A 5,751-nucleotide genomic window follows, 5' to 3' on the forward strand; every position below is an offset into this window, starting at 1 on the left:
GCCTGGTCGCGTTGAGCGCCTTGGCGAGCGGACGGCTATCGGCGGAAGCCAGCGCATAGAACAGATGCTGATTGACGTGGAAGTTGAACATCATGTGCATGCGGTCGCCGTCGCGGCCGAAATACTGCATGTCGGTCTTCGGCAGCACGTTGGCTTCGGCGAGGATGATGGCGTCGCCCTCACGCCATTGCAGGAATTCGCGGAAGGCGCGCAGCATGTCGTATTGCTCGACCGGCTTCTTCACCTTCGCGCCCTTGGTCGCGATCACGAACGGCACCGCGTCCATGCGGAAGCCGGAGACGCCGAGCTGGATCCAGAAGCCCATGATCTTCAGGATCTCGGCCTGCACCTCCGGGTTCGAGGTGTTGAGGTCGGGCTGGAAGTCGTAGAAGCGGTGGAAGTACCAGGCGCCGGCTTCCTTGTCGCGGCTCCAGGTCGATTTCTGCACGCCGGGGAACACCATGCCCTTGTCGGCGTTGGCCGGGCGCTTGTCGGCCCAGACATACCAGTCGCGATGGGGCGAATCCTTGGCGCTGCGCGCGCTCTTGAACCAGGCGTGCTGGTCGGAGGTGTGGTTGACGACGAGGTCGATGATGACGCGGATGCCGCGCTGCCGGCAGCCATGGGTGAACTCGACGAAATCGCCGAGCGTGCCGTAGCGCGGGTCCACGCCGTAATAGTCGGAGATGTCGTAGCCGCTGTCCCGCCCCGGCGAGGGCTGGAACGGCATCAGCCAGATCGCGGTGACACCAAGCCCGTGGAGGTAATCGAGCCGGCGTAAGAGGCCCTTGAAGTCGCCGACGCCGTCGCCGTTTGCGTCCATGTAGGTCGCGACCGACAGGCAATAGATCACGCCGTTCTTGTACCAGAGATCGTCGATCATGCCGGAGTTGCCCATTCACAGCCGCGCGTTTCCGGCGGTCGAACGATAAGCGGCAACGTTCCCCTGAGTTCCGCGCCGCGCCGATGCGCCGGCTCAATGCAGTCGCACATGGTGTGCGCGGATCGTCGGCGTGCTGCCCGAAACGAGCTGCACGCGTCAGGTTCAAAGTTCCATTATGAACATGGATGGCAACCGCTCGGCGACTGTATCCCGCCGAACGACTTCGGATTGATTCGGGGCGCAATCGCCTTGCCGCTGCTTTGTTCCTCTCGCTCAATCTTTGAGCGATCGACATTCGCTACGCCCTTGTGATTGGGCTCGGCCCCCCTGGTTTGATAGCAATGCGCGGCGCGGTTTAGGGATGAGTCGGAGCATGTCCATGGTGCAGGATCAGGCGGCAAGCCTGTGCCCCAACTGCAAGGGCGCTTACGAAATCGCCGCCGTCAAGTTCAATGCCCTTCGCACCACGTCGATGCTGTTCGTCTGCGCGTCATGCGCGCTGACCCTCGTCGACGCGCCCAGCCAGAAGCCGAAATGGCCGAGCTGGTTCCGGCGCGGCGCTCCGGCGCTCGCACTGGTCATCACGGTGCCGATCGCGCTCTGTCTGGCGCTATGGTTGCTCGTTGCCGAGGAGCGGCCGTTCCCGGCAAACGAGCTGGCGACCATGGACGATGGCGGCAGCCCGTCCGCGCCTCACGCCTACGAGCCGATGTAGGCGCGGTGCGTTCGCGTGCGCTCTTCAGGCAAAGATGATCTCGTGGCGCATCACGAACGGTGCGAGCAGCCTGCGCACCTCGTCGGCGATCGCGGCACGCTCGGCCTCGGCGACGTTGGTCAGCGTGACGGTGGCGAGGCTGCCGTGGCTGCCATGGGCGCCGACGCTCACCTTGCAGTCGATGCCGCGTTCCATCAGCGGTGACAGCGTGCCCGCGAACACGCGCTGGGCGGCGTCCCAGCGCAGCCTCGGCTTAAACACCTTGCCGACGCCCGTCAGCGGCATCGGGTCGACCGGGATGATCTGCACGGGAACGGCGGCGCGCTCGGGCGTGCGCTCGCGCACGAAGGATTCGAGCTCGCCGGGCGCGACGGTGGCGCCGGGCTTCAACTGCACATAGCCGACCGGCAGTTCGCCGGCATAGGCGTCGGGCTGCCCGACCACGGCGGCGAAGCCGACCGCGGGATGCTGGAACATGATGTCTTCGATCGGCGCCGGATCGATGTTGTGGCCGCCGCGGATCACCAGATCCTTGGCGCGGCCGGTGATCCAGAGGAAGCCGTCGGCGTCGAGCCGGCCGAGATCGCCGGAATTGACCCATTCGCCGTCGACGAAGGCGCCGGCATTGTGGACGTCATTGAGATAGCCGCCGAACACGCCCGGACCCGCCATCACCACGACGCCGATCTCGTCAGGCGCGCAATCGCGCTCGACTCTCCCGTCACCGTCGAGCTTCACCACGCGCACCCGGCTATAGGGCAAGGGCAAACCGACCGAGCCGAGGCGGATCGGACGGTCCGGATAGGCCAAGGTGTGGACGCTCGAGGTCTCGGTCATGCCATAGACCTCGATCACGGGCAGCTTGAACTTGTCCTCGATCGCCCTGCCGACCGCGGCCGGTATGGCCGAGCCGCCGCCGGCTGCGACCTTCAGGCTGGAGAGGTCGGCGTTGCCCGGCGGGATCGCGAGCGTCGCGGCCAGCACGGTCGGCACGCTCGACAGCGCCTCGGGACGGAAGCGCTCGACGAGGCCCCAGATGTTCTTCACCGCCGCCGGGTTACGCCATCCCGACGGCGACAGCACCACGAGGCAATTGCCGGACGAGAGCGTCGCCAGCGCCTGCGTCAGCGAGCCGCCGACATGGAACAGCGGCATGCCGAACAGCAGATTGTGGCCGGGCTGCGCTTTCAAGAGCAGGTTCATGCCCCAGGCCTGGTAGACTTGGTTGGCATGGGTGTGGCGCACCAGCTTTGGCGTGCCGGTCGTGCCGCCCGTATGGAAATAGGCGGCGATGTCGCGGCCGGAAATGCTTCTGCCGCTGACGAGCCGGTCGGACGGCTGCGCCTTGATCAGCTCGTTGAAAGGATGGATGCCGTTCGCCGGATCGCCGGCGCCATGCACCTGCACGACCGCCTTCAGCTGCCTCAACCCGCCACGTAGCTGCTCGACCTTCTGCCAGATGTCGGTGCCAGGCAGCGGACCGAGCGCGACCAGCACGGTGGTGTTGGCGGCCTGCAGGATTTCAGCGATCTGGTGCGGCTCGAGCAGGGGGTTGACCGGGTTGGCGATGCCGGCGGCCTCGGCGCCGAACAGCGTGACCAGGGCTTCCGGCAACAGCGGCAGCAGGAAGCTCACGACGTCGTTTGCTCCGACGCCGAGCGCATGAAACATGTTGGCGGCCTGGGTCACGCGCGTCATGAAATCGCGATGGCTGATCACGACCGGCTGCTCGGCCGGGTCTGCATTGGGCAGGAACTGGATCGCCGCCGCATCGGGATCATGCGCTGCACCGAGCCGGAGCGCGTCATAGGTGCTCACCGCGGCGATGCGGTCGGCGTAGGGTGTCCGCTCGAAGGCGCGGATGTCGGCGTCGGTTGCAAAGCTCGGATATTCATCGCCGATGAGGCGATCAAGCAGATGGATGCCCGCCATGGTCCGTCCTCCCCATGTCCGCAACGGTTGATCCGAATCGATGGGTGCATCTTCGAGTGGTGACCGATCCGGCCGGCGCGACTGCGAAGAGCAACATGATCAATTATCGCGCGATCGTCCATCCCCTCACCGGCCACAGTTGAACCGCGCGCTCTTGAAAATCCCGGAAGGCGCGCACTAGAGCTGCGCTTCGGTTTTCAACGCCGGGCTGCTTTGCCCGAGGCGTGGCTCTGTGCCAGCCAGCAGCCGCCGGATGTTGGCGCGATGGCGTGCGATCACGTAAACGCTGCCTGCAATCACCAGCAACCGGTACGGCAGCGGGTGGTCCAAGCCGAATGCGAGGGCGATCGCCGTCAGCGCCGCCAGCATCGAGCTCAGGGAAACGATCCGAGAAACAGCCAGCGCAACGGCAAAAACCCCGGCGGCACCGACGCCGACGGGCCACGACATCGCGAGCAACACGCCGAGCCCCGTCGCAGCAGACTTGCCACCTGTGAAATTCAGCCAGATCGAGCGGCCGTGCCCCAGCAATGCGGCAAGTCCGGCCACGCAGACAGCCCAAGGCACCCAGCTTTGCAGATCAAAGGCCATCGGCGGCGAAACGGAAGGCAGTCCCCAGAACCACGGATAGAACCAGCCGGCAAAGACGATCGCCGCCACACCTTTCAGCACATCGACCAGCAGCACCACCGACGCCGGCCATTTTCCCAGCGTTCGCAGAACGTTCGTTGCGCCGGTGGATCTGGAGCCAAGCTCCCGAATGTCGATGCCCTTGAGCAGCTTTCCCGCCAGATATCCCGTGGGCATGGAGCCGAAGAGGTAAGCGATCGCCCATCCAACCACACTGCCTGTCCAGAAGACCACGGATTCACCTCGACGCGCTATTTCGAGTAGGCATTTCGACCGTCTGACCGTGCCGCGAGACCATTCTCTCGACGGCACGGCTCGCAATGGTGGGCACGCTGCTGCCTTTGCGTGCCGGGCTTCGGTGCGAGAGGCGGCTTGTCCACCTACGGAGCCGGGCCGGCCGCGGAAGACGATCTCAGCTCGCGGCCGCGAACCGCTCCTCGGTCAGGAGACGCATCGCCGAGTCGGCGTCCATCGGCTCGCCGAACGCAAAACCCTGGGCGTATTCGCAGCCGAGCTGGTAGAGCTCGACCGCGTCCGAATCCGTCTCCGCGCCTTCTGCGACCACGTCCATGCCGAGATCGTGGGCGAGCGCGATGATCGACTTCAGGATCACCGGCCGGTGCCCGCGGCTCGTGGTGCGGACGAAGGACTGGTCGATCTTCAAGGTGTCGAACGGGAAACGCTGCAGATAGGCGAGCGAGGAATGGCCGGTGCCGAAATCGTCGATCGACAGGCCGACGCCGAGCTCGCGGATGCGCGTCAGCATCTGGGCCGCGTGCTCGGGATTCTCCATCACGAGCGATTCCGTCAATTCCAGCTTCAGCGTGCCGCGCGCCACCGAGGCGCGCGACAGCACGGTACGGATGTCATGCAGCAGGTCGTGGCGCAGCAACTGCCGCGAGGAGACGTTGACGGAAGCGAAGATCGGCTCGCGCGAGCGCATCGCGCGCTGCCACACCGCGAGCTGCCGCGCGGTGGTGTCCATCACGAAGGTGCCGAGATCGACGATCAGCCCGATCTCTTCCGCGATGGTGATGAACTCGATCGGCGACATCCGCCCGAGCTTCGGGTGATCCCAGCGCGCCAGGGCCTCGAAGCCGGCGACAGAACGATCCTCGAGCCGCACGATCGGCTGATACAGGATCGAGATCTCGCGGCGCTCGATGGCGCGGCGCAATTCCGATTCCAGCGTCAGACGGTCGGTCTTGCGCGCCCGCATCGCCGGCTTGTAGACGTCGATGCGGTCGCCGCCGATCCGCTTGGAATGATACATCGCAAGCTCGGCGTCCTTGATGATCTCGTCGGACAACTGGGTTTGAGGATCAGAGAGTGCGAGACCGATCGAAGCGGTCAGGAATATCTCGCGGTCGTTGAAGGCGATCGGGGCGCGGATGGTCTTGCGGATGGTTTCGGCGAAGGCGGTGATGCGTGCCGGGTCCTGCTCGGAGAGCAGGATCAGGCCGAACTGGTCGCCGGCCATGCGCGCCAGCGTGTCCTGCGGCTTCAGGATGCGGGTCAACCGCCGCGCCAGCGTGAGCAGGATGGAATCGCCGACCGCGATGCCGACGGAATCGTTGACCTGCTTGAAGCG

5 protein-coding genes are annotated in these 5,751 nt (G+C 65.4%); 1 reads left to right on the top strand and 4 read right to left on the bottom strand.

From position 1 onward, the window contains the following. A partial coding sequence (locus JOY90_RS38340; protein ID WP_291696277.1) for an alpha-amylase family glycosyl hydrolase occupies nt 1–883 on the bottom strand: 883 nt, incomplete at its 3' end. A 379-nt stretch (nt 884–1,262) separates the two neighbouring features. Between JOY90_RS38340 and JOY90_RS38345 the strand changes: the two genes are divergently transcribed. After that, complete coding sequence (locus tag JOY90_RS38345; RefSeq protein WP_291696278.1) at nt 1,263–1,598, top strand: hypothetical protein; 336 nt, start codon at nt 1,263–1,265, stop codon at nt 1,596–1,598. 24 nt (nt 1,599–1,622) lie between these two features. On the opposite strand, the gene JOY90_RS38350 is transcribed toward JOY90_RS38345, so the two are convergent. The 3 genes from JOY90_RS38350 to JOY90_RS38360 form a co-directional block, all read right to left on the bottom strand. Next, nucleotides 1,623–3,530, bottom strand: a complete 1,908-nt coding sequence (locus JOY90_RS38350) for an acyl-CoA synthetase (protein WP_291696279.1) — start codon at nt 3,528–3,530, stop codon at nt 1,623–1,625. Between the two features lie 177 nt (nt 3,531–3,707). Continuing rightward, nucleotides 3,708–4,394 (bottom strand): glycerol-3-phosphate 1-O-acyltransferase PlsY, encoded by a 687-nt coding sequence (plsY, locus tag JOY90_RS38355; RefSeq protein ID WP_291696280.1) that lies wholly within the window; start codon nt 4,392–4,394, stop codon nt 3,708–3,710. Between the two features lie 178 nt (nt 4,395–4,572). Then, nucleotides 4,573–5,751 (bottom strand): bifunctional diguanylate cyclase/phosphodiesterase (locus JOY90_RS38360; protein WP_291696281.1); only part of this gene is annotated, 1,179 nt, incomplete at its 5' end.

The sequence above is a fragment of the Bradyrhizobium sp. genome (genome assembly GCF_019242285.1).
Lineage (GTDB): Bacteria > Pseudomonadota > Alphaproteobacteria > Rhizobiales > Xanthobacteraceae > Bradyrhizobium.